Consider the following 15369-nt stretch of genomic DNA (forward strand, 5'->3'; position numbering starts at 1 on the left):
CAATTGTCTGTTAGAAGCGTAATTCTTTAGCCCTCTCTTTCGTCCTCTGAGAAGCCATATCCAAAGCCGTCATCTTCTCTGTCGTAAATTGTCATTCGCTGGACGCTTCCAAGCATTAGGGTAGAAATCTTTATCTCTATTATCACGGTGAACGCTTAATCTATGGCGTCTTGGCTGGCATCTTAGCTGACTAAGACGCTGCAACCTTTTTTAACCATGTCACGATGATCGTTGAAACGATTATTTATCTAAGGAGCTGATCTGATGCAGCATTATTCCGGCTTTGGGTTGTTAAAGCACAGTTTTAGCCATCACGAGAATTGGCAGCGGGTGTGGCGCAATCCCACCCCGAAAAAGAAATACGATGTAATCATTGTCGGCGGCGGTGGTCATGGTTTGGCGACGGCCTATTACTTGGCGAAAGAATTTGGTGTCACCAATGTCGCGGTGATTGAAAAAGGCTTTTTGGGTGGTGGTAACACGGCTCGGAATACCACGATTGTCCGTTCCAATTACTTGTGGGACGAAGCCGCTCACCTGTATGAACATTCGATGAAATTGTGGGAAGGTTTGTCGCAGGATTTGAACTACAACGTAATGTTTTCTCAACGCGGCTGTTTAAACCTTGGTCACACCTTGCAAGACATGCGCGACATAGAGCGCCGTGTAAATGCCAACCGTTTAAATGGTATTGATGGCGAAGTCTTAGACGCTCAGCAAGTGAAAGAAATTGTGCCGGTGTTGGATTGCTCTGATCGCGCGCGATATCCAGTCATGGGAGCGTCATGGCAGCCGCGTGCGGGTGTTGCTCGTCACGATGCAGTAGCGTGGGGCTTTGCCCGTGGTGCTGATACTCGTGGTGTGGATCTGATTCAACAAACTGAAGTGGAAGATCTAATTATCGAAGACGGCACTGTGGTCGGTGTGCGTACTGCCCGTTATGGCGAGATACGAGCAGATCGAGTGGGATGTGTGGTTGCGGGTAACTCTAGCGTGTTAGCGAAAATGGGCGGTTTCGAATTGCCTTTAGAGTCTCATCCGTTACAAGCCTTGGTGTCTGAACCGATCAAGCCGATTCTGGATACGGTTGTCATGTCGAACCAAGTACATGGTTACGCGTCGCAATCGGACAAAGGTGACTTGGTAATTGGTGCAGGGATTGATGGCTACAACGGCTACGGCCAGCGTGGTTCTTATTCCACTATTGAGCATACGATTCAGGCGATTGTCGAAATGTTCCCAGTGTTTAGCCGTGTGCGTATGAATCGTCAGTGGGGCGGCATTGTTGATACTTGTCCAGACGCTTGCCCGATTATCAGTGAAACGCCAGTGAAAAATCTGTTTTTCAACTGTGGTTGGGGAACGGGCGGTTTTAAAGCGACACCAGGCTCAGGTCATGTGTTTGCCGCGTCTTTGGCGAAGGGCGAAATGCATCCATTGGCGAAACCTTTTTCTATGTTCCGTTTCCATAACGGCGCGCTGGTGGATGAACACGGCGCAGCTGGCGTAGCACATTAAGCGGGCTAAGACCGAATAAGGAGAGAAGTACCATGTTTCATATTTATTGCCCGCATTGTTGTGAATACCGCGAGGAAGAAGAGTTTCATGCGTCTGGTCAGGCGCATATTCCGCGCCCATTAGACCCAGATGCTTGCACCGATAAAGAGTGGGGCGAATTTATGTATTTTCGTGCCAATCCACGCGGAATACATCATGAGCTTTGGGTTCATGGAGCGGGTTGTCGTAAGTATTTCAACATCACTCGTAATACTCACACTTACGAAATTCTAGAAGTCTACAAGGTTGGCGAAAAGCCATCTATTGTGGCCAACGAAGCGAAATAGAGGAGCGACACAATGACACAAGATTTGAGTAAGCAGTCTAATCGTCTCCAAGATGGCGGACGAATTGATCGCTCTAAACCGCTGACTTTTACCTACAACGGCAAACAATACAAAGGCTTCGAAGGCGATACCTTGGCCTCAGCCTTGTTGGCGAATGGCATTGATATTGTTGGTCGCAGTTTTAAATACAGTCGTCCGCGCGGCATCGTCGCTGCGGGTGCTGAAGAGCCAAACGCTATCATGCAAATTGGCTCGACTGAAGCGACACAAATTCCTAATGTGCGTGCGACTCAGCAGTCTCTTTACAATGGTTTGGTTGCCAGCACGACAAACGGTTGGCCGAATGTCGATACAGACTTGATGAGCTGGGTTGGCAAGATCGGTGGAAAAATGATGCCACCGGGTTTTTACTACAAAACTTTCATGTACCCAAAATCCATGTGGGAAACCTACGAATCTTACATTCGTAAAGCCGCCGGTCTTGGTCGCGCACCAAAGGAAAATGACCCAGACATCTACGACAAGATGAATCAACATTGCGACGTTATGATTGTTGGCGCAGGCCCAGCGGGTCTAATGGCGGCTTTAACCGCAGCACGCGCTGGCGCACGAGTCATTATTGCCGACGAGCAAAACGAATTTGGCGGAAGCTTGCTAAGCAGTACAGAAACGTTGAATGGCAAACCAGCAGCCGAATGGATCGCTGAAGTCGTGGAAGAATTGTCAGGCTTTGACGATGTCTTGATGCTGCCGAATTCTCAGGTAAACGGCTATCACGATCATAACTTCTTAACCATTCAACAGCATTGTACCGATCAATTTGCGGATCGCGCGCCTAATGGTCAAATCGCGCAACGCTTGCATCGTGTACGTGCCAAATGGGTGATCTTGGCAACAGGTGCTCATGAGCGTCCTTTGGTTTATGGCAATAACGATTTGCCGGGTTGCATGGTTGCCAATGCGGTGTCGACCTATATCAACCGCTACGGCGTCGCGCCAGGCAAAGATTTAGTCTTGATGACATCGAATGACAATGCCTATCGCACCGCGCTGGATTGGCACGATGCAGGACGTAACGTAGTAGCGATTGTTGATTCTCGTAAGAATCCACAAGGCACCTTCGTTGCAGCAGCCCGCGAACGTGGTATTAGCATTCTTGTTAGCTCTGGTGTGATTGAAGCCCATGGCAGCAAACGTGTCACTGGTGTTTCTATTGCGCCATTAAACGATGCTGGCGATGCGATTGTTGGCTCCGTTGTGAAAATGATGGCGGATACAGTTGCCACGTCTGGCGGCTGGAGTCCGGTTATTCATTTGTCTTGCCATACTGGCGCTCGTCCTGTTTGGAACGACGACATTCTTGGTTTCACACCGGGTGCAACGGTTCAGAAACAACTCACCGCTGGCGCGATTAATGGTGCGTTCAGCACAGTACAAGTTTTAGAAGAAGGCTTGAGTGCGGCTTGCGATGCCTTGGCTCATTTAGGCTTAGATAAGCCTGATGTTGCCTTGCCAGAAGCGGATGTAATCGAAGAGGGCAAAGCTATGGCTTTGTTCCATATTCCACACACTAAACCAACCTCAAAAGCGCCAAAGCAATTTGTCGATTATCAGAATGACGTCACCGCAGCAGGCATAGAGCTGGCGTGTCGTGAAGGCTTTGAATCTATTGAACATGTTAAGCGTTATACCGCGATGGGCTTTGGTACAGACCAAGGTAAGCTAGGTAACATTAACGGTATGGCGATTGCGGCGAAAATGCTTAAACAAACCATCCCTGAAACTGGCACGACGATTTTTCGTCCGAACTACACGCCGGTGACATTTGGCGCGATTGCCGGACGTGATTGTGGTGAATTGTTTGATCCAAAACGCTACACAGCGATGCATGCTTGGCATGTGGAGCGTGGCGCGAAATTTGAAGATGTCGGTCAATGGAAGCGTGCTTGGTATTACCCACAAGGCAATGAAACCATGCAAGACGCATTAAATCGTGAGTGTTTAGCGACTCGTGAATCGGTCGGTATTTTGGATGCATCCACCTTGGGTAAGATCGATATTCAAGGCAAAGACGCACGCGAATTTTTAGGTCGAGTTTACACCAACGCATGGGCGAAATTGGCCGTAGGCAAGTGTCGTTATGGCTTGATGTGTGGTGAAGACGGCATGGTATTCGATGACGGTGTGACCTCATGTTTGGCGGAAAATCATTTCTTGATGACCACCACCACTGGCGGCGCAGCTCGCGTATTGTCTTGGTTAGAAATTTATCACCAAACCGAATGGCCAGAGATGGAAGTCTACTTCACCTCGGTGACCGATCATTGGTCAACCATGACGATTTCTGGTCCAAACAGCCGTAAATTGTTGGAAAAAATTACTGACTTCGATGTATCGAAAGAAAACTTCGCTTACATGGATTGGAAAGCCATGACGGTAGCAGGCGGTATTCCTGCTCGTGTGTTCCGAATCTCCTTTACGGGTGAATTGTCATTCGAAATTAACGTGCAAGCGAACTACGGATTACATGTTTGGAAGACTTTGTTCGAACATGGAAAAGAATTCAATTTGACGCCATACGGCACGGAAACCATGCACATATTGCGTGCGGAAAAAGGCTTTATCATTGCGGGGCAAGATACCGATGGTTCTGTGCATCCGTTTGATTTAGGCATGCCTTGGGCGGTATCTATGCAGAAGCCGTTTAGCTTTATCGGTAAGCGCGGGATGCAGCGCGAAGACTGTGTTCGAGCGGATCGTAAACAGCTGGTGGGTTTGAAAACCATTGATCCAAATGTCGTCTTACCAGAAGGAGCACAAGGCGTATTAGATCCGAAAGCTCCGATTCCAATGCCGATGGTTGGGCATGTAACGTCTAGCTACTGGAGTGCGAACTTGAAGCGTTCTGTGGCAATGGGCTTTGTTAAAGGCGGACTGGAAAAAATGGGTGAAAAAGTCTTTTACCCATTGGCTGATGGTCGTGTTATCGAAGCGGAAATTTGTAGCCCAGTATTCTTAGATCCAAAAGGGGAACGTCAAAATGTCTGATGTCAAAGTAGAAGCTGTTGAGTTAGAAGCAACTGACAAATTGGTGATGAACCAAGTGCCTTTATCAGCAGAATTAAGCGAGATTGGTGAAAGCCCTTTGCATCATGCGGATCTTGCTAGTATTGCAGAACATGGCCCGCAGGAAGGCGGCGTGCATTTTCATGAACGCAAGCTGATGGGATTATTAACCCTGCGTTGCCTGCCATCTGCAGAGCAGCAAGAAATGATCAAGTCCTTATTGGGCGTGGCATTGCCAATGCAGCCGCTTACTTCTGTCACGACAGACGAATCTACGATAGGAAAGGTCTCTGTACGTTGGGTATCGCCTGATGAATGGCTCATTATTATTGAAGGTGATAAAGCGTTTGACATAGAAAGTAGCTTTCATGACAAACTGATGGGGCACTTCTCATTAGTGAACATCAGCGGTGGCACCACTATCTTTGATGTGTCTGGCAGTCATGTGGTCGAGATGCTGAAAAAGTCGACACCAGTGGATTTGCATGCGAGTGAATTTCCAGTTGGCAAAGTAGTGTCTACGGTATTTGCTAAAAGCGGCGCGATGATTTGTCGATTAGCAGATGATCAATTCGAATTAGTCGTGCGACGTAGCTTTGCCGATTATCTCTGGCTATGGATTCAAGACGCCAGTCGAGAATACGGTTTGGTCGTAAAAGCCTAATTTCTTCTCACTCACTTATGTATTTCACGGTTTTGGTTGGCCACTTTTTTGGTGGTCGGCCTTTTTCGTGACGTAAAAAGCTTAAGACAATAAGAGACTATTTTATGAAATCAAAAACCGCGCCTTGGATTTTTACCGCTAGCTGCCCAAGCATCATCGGAACGGTCGACGTAGTTACTCGATACATGGCGCAAGCCGGTAACTATGTTGATGAAATACACTCCTTTGATGACCGAGAATCTGGTCGTTTTTTTATCCGCATAGAATTCTTACCACAACATGCCGATTTCAATTCCGACGTGTTCAAAGCTGAATTTGCAGAACGCGCCGCAGAGTTTGATATGGATTGGTCGTTAACCGCACCCAACCACAAACCAAAAGTCGCGATCATGGTGTCGAAATACGATCATTGTTTGAATGACTTGTTGTATCGCTTTCGTACTGGGCAATTGAATATCGACGTTACGGTCATTATCTCCAACCACCCTGATTTAGAAGACCTTGCCAAATGGCATGGCATTCCGTATTACCACTTGCCAATTACCGCTGACACCAAGCTAGAACAAGAAGCGCAAGTCCGAGAATTGATCGAGCAATACGATACCGAATTAGTTGTCTTAGCGCGCTACATGCAAGTGCTTTCTCCAAGCATGTGTGAATATCTTGATGGTCGCGCGATTAATATTCATCACTCTTTATTACCTGGGTTTAAAGGTGCTCGACCTTATCATCAAGCATGGGAAAAAGGCGTGAAAATGGTCGGAGCAACCGCTCACTACGTTAATAACGACCTTGACGAAGGTCCGATTATCTCTCAAGGCATTCAAGTAGTTAACCATGCTCATTACGCGGAAGATCTTATCGCTAAAGGCCAAGACATCGAACGTGTCACCTTATTTAACGCGGTGAAATGCCACGTAGAAAAACGTGTGTTCTTGAATGGTAAACGCACCGTTGTGTTTGGTGGGTAGATATTTTTTAAAGTACAGATTTATCTTTTTAGCGTTCAGGTTGGGTTCAGAAATGAGTGCTAATGTGTGTTGGACTATTAATTTTAGTAGTCTTCCATACTGGAGGAAAAGCAATGAATGTTAGTTCAAGCATGAACTCATCACTTGTGAGCGGATTGAGCCTTCCTAGAGCAAATTATTCCGCACAAGAAGCGAGTGAGCCTGTATCTGCTCCCGAAAATGATGGAGACAGCGATGATTTCAATGTCAGCCAAACACAAGTAAGTTCGCCTACTACGAATTTGAGTGGGCAGACTATCGGACAACGCATCAATGTAATGGCTTAATTATCTTTAGTAATGTTAAAAGTCGCCATACTTTGTCTTTTGAGTATGGCGACTTTTTTAAACTCTGAGCCTTGTTCGATCCTTGTAGGTGGTGTTTTTAAATCACTCGACCTGCGTTTAAAATTCCGTTTGGATCCATGGTGTTTTTTAGAGCTCGCATCAGTTCGATTTCTTCTGGTGTTCTTGAATAATGTAAGTACTTTTTCTTCAATACACCTATGCCATGTTCTGCGGAAACTGAGCCTTTAAATTGACCTGTCATATTCATGATATTTGCCGAGATGGCATCTAGGTCTTCTGCTAAACCAGTTCCAGCACAAAGGTGTAGGTTACTGTCACCAATGTGGCCAAAGATACGTAATTTGATGGTTGGGAAAGCCTCGTAGAGTGACGATTCAAGTTGTTCTACGAAGTTTTTCATCTGGCTGATTGGCACACTGATATCGGTATTAACTACTGGACCCATAGTGGCAAGTAGCTCGCCGATTCCGTCACGAATTTGCCAGAAGGAGGCCGTCTGTTTGGCGGATTGAGCAATGACAGCATCTGCCACTAAACCTGATTCCATTGTTTCGAATAATACAGACGAGAACTTTTCATTATCCTGCTGGTGATCTTGGCCTTGGTATTCAATCAGGGCGTAAAAAGGATAGCTTTGTTGAAATGGGCTGGCTGCCTGTTCAACTGTATCAATGACTTCGTCAAAATAATTTGCCCACATCACCTCGAATGAAGTAACACCATCACCTAATGAGGAATAGCTTTTCTTCAGCAAGGCTAAGACATCGGAGAAATTAGAGAGAGCGCAAAGGGCTGTTTGTACAGAGTTTGCTTTTGGATAGAGTCGCATCACGACTTTTGTGACAATTCCTAATGTGCCTTCCGAGCCAATAAATAAGTGTTTTAGATCAAATCCGGCGTTATTTTTTAGCATTTTATTGAGAGAGCTAATAATAGTGCCATTTGGAAGAACGGCTTCTAGACCAAGCACTAAGGCACGGGTTGAACCGTAACGAATGACTTGATTGCCACCCGCATTAGTTGAAACTACACCACCAGCTGTACAAGTACCACGAGAGCCCATATCTAAAGGCAAGCATAAGCCGACTTCTTCTGCGGCTTCTTGTAGAACTTGTAAGGGAGTTCCTGCGTGAGCGGTTATGGTCATGGAATCTGTGTCTACTTCGATGACGCCAGACATTCTTTCTAATGAAATGGCAATTTCATTGTTTTGCGGTACAGCGCCAGCACTAATGCCAGTCATACCGCCTTGGATTACGACAGGCTGTTTGTTGTCATTACAGATTTTTAACGTGCTGGCCACGTCTTCAGTTGAAGATGCTCTAATAACCGCAATAGGCAATAACCCCTTCACGCCGCTCCAATCCGTTTTGTATTTTTCACTAATTGAGGAGCCAGTGATAACCGTTTTTTCCCCAAGTGCATCCGTTAGTTGCGTGATGATATCGTTCATTAATAGTACCTAAAGTTAGTCAGTAATTATTGTTGTCTGAGTAGAGCCTTAATCGCCACTTTATGTATTTGGCTTATATTTTTGTGTTTAGAGTCTACATTATGAAAGTATGGTAAGACTATTTTCAAAATAAAAATGCGCTGTTTTTGAGTTCATGACATTAATCTAATTATAAATTTTGGTCTATTTATCTCTATGTTACGTATCAAACTCTGACGAATTCATTTTTAGACATTCAAGAGGCCAATTTTGAAGATGAAAAAAGTATGTGTGGCGCTGAGTTCTTTACTACTCGTTGCCTGTACGAAAGTCGGGTTAGGTGTTGCCAATTTACCCAATACCTTTAGTGATACCGAAACGACAAATGATATTGCTTATGGATCAGAGCCTTGGCAAAAGCTAGATATTTATGTTCCGCCTCATCCTTCTGGTCAATACTCTTCTGGTCAATCTCTTCCTGTTGTGGTTTTCTTTTATGGTGGTAGCTGGAAAGATGGATCAAAAGACATGTATCCCTTTGTCGGTGAAGCTTTCGCGAAAAAAGGCTACATCACTGTGATTGCCGATTACAGCAAATACCCACAGGTAAAATTTCCTACCTTTGTTGAAGATGGCGCCAAGGCAGTCGCTTGGACGTATCGCCATATTGCCCAATACCAAGGCGACCCTAAGCGTTTGTTTATTGCAGGGCACTCTGCAGGTGCTCACATTGGTGCAATGGTCACAGCGGATAAGCATTACTTGCAAGCCGAAGGCTTAACACCATCCATTATAAACGCCTTTGCCGGTTTATCTGGGCCGTATGATTTTGTACCTTATGAAGACGATTATATGGATATGTTTGGTCCACCAGAAAACTACCCAAATATGCAGGTAACGACGTTTATTGATGGCAAAGAGCCGCCAATGTTATTGCTCTGGGGCGCTGACGATACCATTGTTGGTAAAAGCAATATGGATAAACTGATTGCGAAAATTAACCTTGAGCAGGGCGCAGTTGAGAGCAAAATTTACCAAGGTGTTGGTCATGCCGACATGGTGTCTAGCCTTGTTTGGTTTTTGAAAAGCAAAGCGCCGATCCTAGATGATGTTAACGATTTCTTTCAGCGCCATGGAGCAAATGCCGTAACAGTGGAAGATTAAAGTCTACTGACATTTTGCTTAGTAAGAATAGCGGTTAAATCTTTTAATGGTCATTAATGAGTTAAGTAAACACATATAAAAATTACGAAAATCCACATTATTTTTTTACACGAAAAATATAATCTGAATGTAAATAACCTATTAAATGTATCCAGTATAGAAGGGCTTAATGTGGATTTAGTTCGACTTATTTATACCAGTACTATTACCGAGCAATTTGAGGTTGATGACATTGCCCGCATTCTTAAGGTGGCACAAGTCAAAAATAAAGCCCTCAATGTGACTGGCTTGCTGTCTTTTAATCGGCAGTTCTTTCTCCAATGTTTAGAGGGAACGCGTCAAGATGTGAACCAGATTTATCATAAAATCGCGACTGATCCGCGCCATAAAAAGCCTGAAATAATTGATTATCAAGAAATTCCCCACAGGGAGTTCGATAGCTGGAATATGGGCTATTTACAAAATACAGAAAGCCTTCGTGAACTATTTTATCAGCATACAAAAAACATCAGTTTCGACCCCTATAACATGAATGGCGAGAGCGCGAAGTCACTGTTATTGGATATAAGAGACGAGATAAAAAGGGCAGAATCGCAATAAGAATTTAAGGAAATCTAAGCTTCAATGTTGATGTAACTCTTCTTTTGCATAAGCATTGCTTATGAACACGATTCCTAATTGTTTTGCTGGAGTTTTTTTTACTGGTTGATCGGTTTAGTATGTTCGCCCCTTTCCCCGATACGTTGTGAAGTAGCTTAATATGACGGATACCAGTTTCAACTTAGATTTGGCCGCTGAATTAAAGGCCATTGTAGGAAATCAATACACTTTAACAGACGAAGACAAGACCAAACCTTACAGCCAAGGTTTTCGCCTTGGTGGTGGTAAGGCGTATGCGGTTGTTCGTCCTGGTAGTCTGGTTGAAATCTGGAAATGTTTACAAGCTTGTGTGAAAGCCGATGTGATTGTCATTATGCAGGCAGCTAATACTGGCTTGACTGGTGGTTCAACACCAAATGGCGCGGACTATGATCGTCCTATCGTTATCATCAGCACCATGCGCATCGACGATATTCAGCTGCTTGATCAAGGCAAACAAATCGTCGGTTTTGCGGGTAGTACTCTGTTTGGCTTAGAAGACACGCTGAAACCTTATGGTCGTGAACCGCATTCTGTTATTGGCTCTTCTTGTATTGGCGCATCTATTGTTGGTGGTGTGTGTAACAACTCTGGCGGCGCGTTAGTTCAACGTGGCCCTGCATACACAGAAATGTCTTTGTTTGCCCAAGTTACCCAAGATGGCGAACTGCAATTGGTGAACAACTTAGGCATTGAGTTAGGAACAGATCCAGAAGAAATTCTTGCGAATCTGCAAAACAAAAAGTACCAAGAAAAAGACATTCAATTCCCAGATAAACGTGGCTCTGATAACGAATACCATGAGCGCATTCGAGACGTCGATGCCGAGACGCCATCACGTTTCAATAACGATCCACGTCGTTTATACGAAGCATCTGGTTGTGCGGGTAAGTTGGCGGTATTTGCCGTGCGCATCGATACCTTTCCTATTCCTGAAAAGTATCAAGTTTTCTACATTGGCACCAATGATCCTGCGGTGATGGAACAAATGCGCCGTGATATGTTGTCTACCTTTAAAAACCTGCCTGTGTCTGGCGAATATATGCATAACAGCAGCTATGACATCAGTAAAAAATATGGCAAAGACAGCTACTTGGTGATCGATAAACTTGGTACAAAATACATCCCAAAAATGTTTGCCCTTAAGCGCACGGTCGATCGTTGGGCCGGCAAACTGAAATTCATGCCGTCTAAATTCTCCGACATCATGATGCAATACGCGAGTCAGCTTTTCCCGAATCATTTGCCAAAACGCATGGAAGATTTCCGTGAAAAATACGAACACCATTGGATCGTGGAAACCAGCAATGACGGTGTCGCAGAAGCACAAGCTTACTTAGACAACTTCTTTAAAGACAATGAAGGCGATTACTTTGCTTGTACCAAGCGTGAAGCTGACCAAGCTATCTTGCATCGCTTCGTTACTGGTGGTGCCTTGACGCGTTATCACGTTATGAATGGCAAAGATTTAGGTTCCATCATGACCATTGACGTGGCATTCCCGCGTAATGAGCGTGATTGGTTTGAAGAGCTACCACAAGACATCGAAGATAAAGTCGCTGTTAAAATGTACTACGGACACTTCTTCTGTCACGTAATGCACCAAAACTACATTATGAAAAAAGGTGTCGACGCCAAAGCCGTGAAGAAGCAAATTCTATCCAGCTACGACGCCCGAGGCGCGGAATACCCAGCCGAGCATAACGTAGGGCATGAATATGTTGCTAAACCAGCATTGCGTGAGTTTTACCAAAAAACCGACCCAACCAACAGTTTCAACTCAGGCATCGGCGGCACCAGTAAATTGAAAAACTGGCAAGAACTGAGCGACGAACACACAGGCTGTGGCTGTCATAAATAAGCTTTAGAACAGCAGTGAATGCAAAAAGCCGAGACGTTTCCGTTAAAGATGTCTCGGCTTTTACGTTTTTAATCAGAGTCTTGAGGTTTCTGGAAAGTGGTCGTGTGTTGTTCGTAGGTGTTTACCAGCCAATCAAACATCATGCGAATATGCGGATGATGTCTATCAACTTGATGAATGACTAACCATTGCTGATGGCTGAGTGAATCGATAATGGCACCACAGCGTTGCAACCCCGTTACTTTTTCGCCAATAAAAGTGGGTAACAAGGCTTTGGCAACGCCTGTTATCAATAGTTGCAATAAGGCCCCGCAATCGCTGACTTTATAGCGAACAGGCTCATTTTGGTTATTTAGCCATAGGCTGCTTGGGGTTGTTTGTGAATGAGTAAGCAACTGAGCCCAGGGGAGTGAGTCGCTCTGTTGTTGGTTTAGAGCACCGCAGTATGGGGCGAAGTGAACGGTATTGCCTTGTTTCACCACTAGGTTGTCTTGTGTCGGACGGTGGCTACGAATGGCAATGTCGGCTTCTCGTCCTTGAATGTCCAATTGCTCAATATTAGGGGCAATGATTAATTCGTATTGAGACGCCTGACTCTCTAGTGAGTGCAGGTGTTGGGTCAGAAAATACGCGGACCAATGGCCCGCGGTAATATGCACAGATCGTGTCTGACTGTGATCTTTTTGCCAGTGATGTAACACTTGGCTCTGACTGATCAAGGGATGAGCTTGGTGATAAAAGTCTTCGCCTTGAGTGGTGAGCGTTAAGCCTTCGTTTGAACGCACAAATAACCGACAGTGTAGCTGATCTTCAAGCGCATTGAGCCGACGGGTAAGGGTGGCAGAACTCATGTTCAGACTTCTCGCGGTTTCTTTGATGCTTCCACATTGAACTAGCTGTTCGAACAGAGGTAAGGCGTTCCAGATTTCAGGGTCTAGGCTCATTGTTGTCCCTTTTTTGTTGTTATTGCCGCCTTAATAGCGAATGTTTTTTGCGAAAAGTATCAACGCTCCCGCTCTTGATAATCTACGGGACGATTCATCAGTTGTTCAATCTCTGCGTAAGCGTTATCTTCCAAACTGCCTAGCGATAATGCAGCTATGTTTTCAGCTACCTGTTGTCGATTACGGAAGCCCGGAATAGGGACGGCTCGACTATCGTGACGTAAAATCCAAGCCAATGCTCCCTGTGCTGGCGTTCGACCTGAGCGAGTTAAAGCTCTTCGAATACGGTCTAGCTGTTCAATGTAATGATCATTCACTTTGCCGTCTTTAAAATAGTCTAGCCATTCTTCGGATTGGCCGCGAATATCACCAGCAGTAATACTACTCCCAGCTTGAAACTTACCCGTTAATAAGCCCATTGCCAAAGGTGAACGGCAAAAGGAAACTAGCTCATGTTTTTGTGTGAGTTGTTGAATTTTGTTGGGTGAAAAGAATACATTCATGCAATGTTGCACGCATCGAAAGTGTTCTCGTTCAGCCATTGCGGCAATAGATTGCGAGAAATCTGTACTCCAACCATAAGCCCCTAATTTTCCCTCTTGTACTAGCGTATCTAGCCGATCAAAAATTGGCTCAGCCTCTTCTATGGATAATGAATTAAGATGCAGAAAAAGTAATCCGATACGCTCTCGTTGTAAACGACTAAGACTTTCATCAATAGACTTAACAATTGTCTCTGGGTCGGTTTCGGGGCCAATAAATTGTTTGGTAACGCGGTTACATTCTAGGCCTATTTTACTGGAAATAATGGCATCCGGTTTATTCTTTAGTGCCTGCCCTAAGATGCTTTCACTGTGGCCGATGCCATAGGCTGGTGCAGTATCAAACAGACGAATGCCTTGGTCGTAGGCGTATTCAATGGCATCAATGCTTTGCTTGTCATCTACTTTTCCATAGCCGTAAGCTTTGTTGCCACTGTAAAAAGGGCCACCAATGGCCCAACAACCTAATCCCATGCGTGGTATTTGTTGTCCTAATAACGTGATGTGTTCCATTTTCTCTCTCCTATCGTCATTCATTGGGTTGGTTAAACGATGTACCAATAGAGATTAGCGAGGGAGAAGGGCGTGTGCATAGTGCCAAAAATGGTGCGGGGGATTCATTTTTACATAGCTTAATAACGGTCTTTAATTTGATTCTTGTACCGCTTAAAGTGAGTGTTCTTGAATGAGTTTTGATGAGGAAGCAATAATGTCGGAATATTTTGCAACGGTTGAATGGAAGCGTGGCTCACAGTTATTTTCGGACAAAAAATACAGTCGTGCCCATGAATGGCAATTCGAAGGTGGTGTGGTTGTGCCGGCCTCGTCTTCTCCGCATATTGTTCCTTTGCCTATGTCTGTGGCGGAGAATGTTGACCCTGAAGAAGCCTTTGTGGCGTCTATATCCAGTTGTCACATGTTGTTCTTTTTGGACTTCGCCTCTCGTAAAAAACTCATCGTCGAGCAATACACAGACAAGGCTATTGGTACCTTGGCAATTGGCCCCAATGGCAAACAAATGATGACAGAAGTGGTATTACGACCAACCGTCATCTTTGCTGGAGAAAGACCCAGCAAAGAGATATTAAAAGAGCTTCATCATCAATCCCATGAAGCCTGTTTTATCGCCAACTCGGTACTGACTGAGGTTCGAGTGGATGAGGCTTTTTGTGTTTGATAAATGGTACATGGGCATAGACAAATAAAGAAAGTATCGTTATCATTTATGATAACAATGGAATGGTTAAATATGACTTGGAAGATAGACTTTTATGATGGCGTGGAAGATCAAATTCTTCAAATGCCACCTAAAATACAATCAAGGATGATTAAATTATTAGAGCTGATGGAAAAGCATGGCGCAAACTTAGGGCCGCCTCATACAGACTCTATGGGGGATGGATTGTTCGAGATTAGGGCAAAGGCTCAAGAAGGTATCGGGCGTAGTTTGTTTTGTTACTTAAAAGGAAAGCATATTTATGTTTTACATGCTTTTGTTAAAAAGTCACAAAAAACGCCCAAAAATGAGTTAGAGCTTGCACGTCAACGCCAGAAGGAAGTTCAAAAAAGATGAGTTTACAAAAGCTGAAACAGCGCGCTTTCAAGAATTCTGATGTCAAAGCGGAATACGATAAGCTGGAAGCTGAGTTTAATCTAATTGATCAATTGCTTTCTATGCGAACGAAAGCTGGATTAACGCAAGAGCAAGTTGCCGAAAAGATGAATACTCAAAAAAGCAATATTAGCCGCTTAGAACGAGGCAATGCGAACCCAAGCTGGGCGACGCTTCTTAAGTATGCTCATGCGTGTGGCTTTGAATTGTCACTGAAAACGCAAAAGATGCATTAGAAAATAACGTTGAAATTGCCCGATGCTCTCAGCATCGGGCAATTTAT

Annotated in this window: 15 protein-coding genes; 12 read left to right on the forward strand and 3 right to left on the reverse strand. The window is 44.7% G+C overall.

Annotated elements, in window-relative coordinates; translation table 11 throughout:
• Positions 1 to 264 precede the first annotated feature (264 nt).
• The 6 genes from BUA59_RS12390 to BUA59_RS12415 all read left to right on the forward strand — a co-directional run bounded on the left by BUA59_RS12390 (position 265) and on the right by BUA59_RS12415 (position 6871).
• A complete protein-coding gene (locus tag BUA59_RS12390; RefSeq protein ID WP_072840011.1) occupies positions 265 to 1518 on the forward strand; it encodes a sarcosine oxidase subunit beta family protein in 1254 nt (417 codons plus the stop codon).
• A gap of 32 nt (positions 1519 to 1550) precedes the next feature.
• The gene (locus BUA59_RS12395) at positions 1551 to 1844 is read left to right on the forward strand and encodes a sarcosine oxidase subunit delta (protein WP_072840012.1); all 294 of its coding nucleotides are present in this window, start codon (positions 1551 to 1553) and stop codon (positions 1842 to 1844) included.
• 12 nt (positions 1845 to 1856) lie between these two features.
• Positions 1857 to 4892 (forward strand): sarcosine oxidase subunit alpha, encoded by a 3036-nt coding sequence (locus BUA59_RS12400; protein WP_072840013.1) that lies wholly within the window; start codon positions 1857 to 1859, stop codon positions 4890 to 4892.
• Positions 4885 to 5574 carry a sarcosine oxidase subunit gamma gene (locus BUA59_RS12405; protein WP_072840014.1) on the forward strand — a complete coding sequence of 230 codons (690 nt, stop codon included), beginning with the start codon at positions 4885 to 4887 and terminating at the stop codon, positions 5572 to 5574. Before BUA59_RS12400 ends, BUA59_RS12405 begins: the two co-directional genes overlap by 8 nt.
• 104 nt (positions 5575 to 5678) lie before the next feature.
• Positions 5679 to 6545 (forward strand): formyltetrahydrofolate deformylase, encoded by an 867-nt coding sequence (gene purU / locus BUA59_RS12410; protein WP_072840015.1) that lies wholly within the window; start codon positions 5679 to 5681, stop codon positions 6543 to 6545.
• A 113-nt stretch (positions 6546 to 6658) separates the two neighbouring features.
• Positions 6659 to 6871, forward strand: coding sequence for a hypothetical protein (locus BUA59_RS12415; RefSeq protein WP_139248871.1), 213 nt, complete (start codon positions 6659 to 6661; stop codon positions 6869 to 6871).
• A 97-nt stretch (positions 6872 to 6968) separates the two neighbouring features.
• Here BUA59_RS12415 and BUA59_RS12420 read toward each other — a convergent pair whose 3' ends face one another.
• A complete protein-coding gene (locus tag BUA59_RS12420) occupies positions 6969 to 8345 on the reverse strand; it encodes an FAD-binding oxidoreductase (RefSeq protein ID WP_072840017.1) in 1377 nt (458 codons plus the stop codon).
• Positions 8346 to 8600: 255 nt separating this feature from the next.
• Here BUA59_RS12420 and BUA59_RS12425 point away from each other — a divergent pair, with 255 nt between their 5' ends.
• From BUA59_RS12425 to dld, 3 genes are all read left to right on the forward strand, one after another.
• On the forward strand, positions 8601 to 9488 hold the full coding sequence (locus tag BUA59_RS12425; protein ID WP_072840018.1) for an alpha/beta hydrolase: 888 nt from the start codon (positions 8601 to 8603) through the stop codon (positions 9486 to 9488).
• 171 nt (positions 9489 to 9659) lie between these two features.
• Complete coding sequence (locus BUA59_RS12430; RefSeq protein WP_072840019.1) at positions 9660 to 10088, forward strand: BLUF domain-containing protein; 429 nt, start codon at positions 9660 to 9662, stop codon at positions 10086 to 10088.
• Positions 10089 to 10248: 160 nt separating this feature from the next.
• Positions 10249 to 11988: a D-lactate dehydrogenase gene (dld, locus tag BUA59_RS12435; RefSeq protein ID WP_072840020.1), complete on the forward strand. Its 1740-nt coding sequence runs from the start codon at positions 10249 to 10251 to the stop codon at positions 11986 to 11988.
• A 68-nt stretch (positions 11989 to 12056) separates the two neighbouring features.
• Here the strand turns inward: dld and BUA59_RS12440 are convergent, their stop codons facing one another.
• Together BUA59_RS12440 and BUA59_RS12445 are read right to left on the reverse strand one after the other, a co-directional pair.
• Positions 12057 to 12932 carry a LysR family transcriptional regulator gene (locus BUA59_RS12440; RefSeq protein WP_072840021.1) on the reverse strand — a complete coding sequence of 292 codons (876 nt, stop codon included), beginning with the start codon at positions 12930 to 12932 and terminating at the stop codon, positions 12057 to 12059.
• Between the two features lie 59 nt (positions 12933 to 12991).
• Positions 12992 to 13987 carry an aldo/keto reductase gene (locus BUA59_RS12445; RefSeq protein WP_072840022.1) on the reverse strand — a complete coding sequence of 332 codons (996 nt, stop codon included), beginning with the start codon at positions 13985 to 13987 and terminating at the stop codon, positions 12992 to 12994.
• A 196-nt stretch (positions 13988 to 14183) separates the two neighbouring features.
• Between BUA59_RS12445 and BUA59_RS12450 the strand changes: the two genes are divergently transcribed.
• The 3 genes from BUA59_RS12450 to BUA59_RS12460 are packed head-to-tail and all read left to right on the forward strand — an operon-like array spanning position 14184 to position 15322.
• Positions 14184 to 14651: an OsmC family protein gene (locus BUA59_RS12450; protein ID WP_072840023.1), complete on the forward strand. Its 468-nt coding sequence runs from the start codon at positions 14184 to 14186 to the stop codon at positions 14649 to 14651.
• 57 nt (positions 14652 to 14708) lie between these two features.
• The gene (locus BUA59_RS12455) at positions 14709 to 15047 is read left to right on the forward strand and encodes a type II toxin-antitoxin system RelE/ParE family toxin (protein ID WP_245813144.1); all 339 of its coding nucleotides are present in this window, start codon (positions 14709 to 14711) and stop codon (positions 15045 to 15047) included.
• Entirely contained in the window at positions 15044 to 15322 is a 279-nt protein-coding gene (locus BUA59_RS12460) for a helix-turn-helix domain-containing protein (RefSeq protein WP_072840025.1), read from the forward strand. The genes BUA59_RS12455 and BUA59_RS12460 overlap by 4 nt, the downstream gene beginning before the upstream one ends.
• Positions 15323 to 15369 lie beyond the last annotated feature (47 nt).

This window comes from Marinomonas polaris DSM 16579, assembly GCF_900129155.1.
In the GTDB taxonomy this organism is placed as follows: domain Bacteria; phylum Pseudomonadota; class Gammaproteobacteria; order Pseudomonadales; family Marinomonadaceae; genus Marinomonas; species Marinomonas polaris.

Excerpts from the sequence above, each read along its gene's own strand:
- BUA59_RS12400 (WP_072840013.1), top strand. The coding sequence starts at position 1,857 with ATGACACAAGATTTGAGTAAGCAGTCTAATCGTCTCCAAGATGGCGGA.
- BUA59_RS12395 (WP_072840012.1), top strand. The coding sequence starts at position 1,551 with ATGTTTCATATTTATTGCCCGCATTGTTGTGAATACCGCGAGGAAGAA.
- BUA59_RS12445 (WP_072840022.1), bottom strand. The coding sequence starts at position 13,987 with ATGGAACACATCACGTTATTAGGACAACAAATACCACGCATGGGATTA.
- BUA59_RS12420 (WP_072840017.1), bottom strand. The coding sequence starts at position 8,345 with ATGAACGATATCATCACGCAACTAACGGATGCACTTGGGGAAAAAACG.
- BUA59_RS12455 (WP_245813144.1), top strand. The coding sequence starts at position 14,709 with ATGGAATGGTTAAATATGACTTGGAAGATAGACTTTTATGATGGCGTG.
- BUA59_RS12450 (WP_072840023.1), top strand. The coding sequence starts at position 14,184 with ATGTCGGAATATTTTGCAACGGTTGAATGGAAGCGTGGCTCACAGTTA.
- BUA59_RS12425 (WP_072840018.1), top strand. The coding sequence starts at position 8,601 with ATGAAAAAAGTATGTGTGGCGCTGAGTTCTTTACTACTCGTTGCCTGT.
- BUA59_RS12405 (WP_072840014.1), top strand. The coding sequence starts at position 4,885 with ATGTCTGATGTCAAAGTAGAAGCTGTTGAGTTAGAAGCAACTGACAAA.
- dld (WP_072840020.1), top strand. The coding sequence starts at position 10,249 with ATGACGGATACCAGTTTCAACTTAGATTTGGCCGCTGAATTAAAGGCC.
- BUA59_RS12460 (WP_072840025.1), top strand. The coding sequence starts at position 15,044 with ATGAGTTTACAAAAGCTGAAACAGCGCGCTTTCAAGAATTCTGATGTC.
- BUA59_RS12440 (WP_072840021.1), bottom strand. The coding sequence starts at position 12,932 with ATGAGCCTAGACCCTGAAATCTGGAACGCCTTACCTCTGTTCGAACAG.
- BUA59_RS12415 (WP_139248871.1), top strand. The coding sequence starts at position 6,659 with ATGAATGTTAGTTCAAGCATGAACTCATCACTTGTGAGCGGATTGAGC.
- BUA59_RS12390 (WP_072840011.1), top strand. The coding sequence starts at position 265 with ATGCAGCATTATTCCGGCTTTGGGTTGTTAAAGCACAGTTTTAGCCAT.
- purU (WP_072840015.1), top strand. The coding sequence starts at position 5,679 with ATGAAATCAAAAACCGCGCCTTGGATTTTTACCGCTAGCTGCCCAAGC.